This window comes from Finegoldia magna (assembly GCF_018371055.1).
Lineage (GTDB): Bacteria > Bacillota > Clostridia > Tissierellales > Peptoniphilaceae > Finegoldia > Finegoldia magna_I.
Window position 1 is genome coordinate 1 of the sequence record NZ_JAGYZD010000385.1, and the last position, 1,016, is coordinate 1,016.

General features: G+C 34.7%; 2 protein-coding genes. Both read left to right on the forward strand.

The genetic code is table 11. The features are described from left to right. Nucleotides 1-763: arsenosugar biosynthesis radical SAM (seleno)protein ArsS (gene arsS, locus KHW44_RS10065; protein ID WP_304069030.1), on the forward strand; the 763-nt coding region annotated here is incomplete at its 5' end. Then, a partial coding sequence (locus tag KHW44_RS10070) for a C-GCAxxG-C-C family protein (RefSeq protein ID WP_304069032.1) occupies nucleotides 756-1,016 on the forward strand: 261 nt, incomplete at its 3' end. The genes arsS and KHW44_RS10070, both read left to right, overlap by 8 nt.

Consider the following 1,016-nt stretch of genomic DNA (forward strand, 5'->3'; position numbering starts at 1 on the left):
TTGCTTGAAGTTTTTGGATAACCACAAGATGAAAACTGTGGATATTACAGGTGGAGAACCAACAACACATCCAGAAATCGTGTGGTTTATGAAGGAATGTTTGAAAAGAGCGGACGAACTTATTATTAGAACGAATGCCACAGATATAGAAAAAAACAAGGAATTAATGGATTTATTTGACAAAGAAAAAATCAAAATCGTAGTATCTCTTCCTTGCTACACACAAGATAACGTAGATAGCCAAAGAGGTGATGGCGTGTACGACAAGGTCATCGCCAATTTGAAGAGACTTAACGAAATGGGATACGGTACTGAAAAAGAATTGGACTTGGTTTACAATCCACTTGGTGGATTCTTACCACCAGAACAATCTAATCTTCAATTAGATTACGAACGTGAATTGAAAAAGAAAAATGTTGTGTTTAATAATTTGTTCACTATTACAAATATGCCTATTGGATATTTCAAAGATTTCTTAATAGAAAGAGGCGAATACGAAGATTACATGAAATTGTTGGAAGATAATTACAATGAAGAAACTTGTGAAAATATAATGTGTAGATTCCAAATTTCTGTGGATAGTTTGGGAAATCTTCACGATTGTGACTTCCACTTAGCAGAAAAAGTCCTAATGAAAGATTACAAAAACATCAAAGATTTGATAGATGTGGATGATTTGTCAAGAGAAATCGTGTGGAAAGATTACTGCTACGGTTGTACTGCAGGAAGTGGATCAAGTTGTGGAGGTGCATTGGATGAGTAAATTAACTAACGAAGAAATTTGGCAACAATTTACAGAAGGAATAGATTGTGCGCAAGTAGTTTTGAGATATTTCGCAGATGATTTGGGAGTGGATAAGGAACTTATTACAAAAATTGCATCACCATTTACAGGTGGAATGTATAAAGGAATGACTTGTGGAGCAGTAACTGGTGCCTACATGGTTTTAGGAATCAAATACGGACATTCAAAGCCGAATGAAGGCGAAAAGAAAGTTGAATTAGTAAAAAAAATG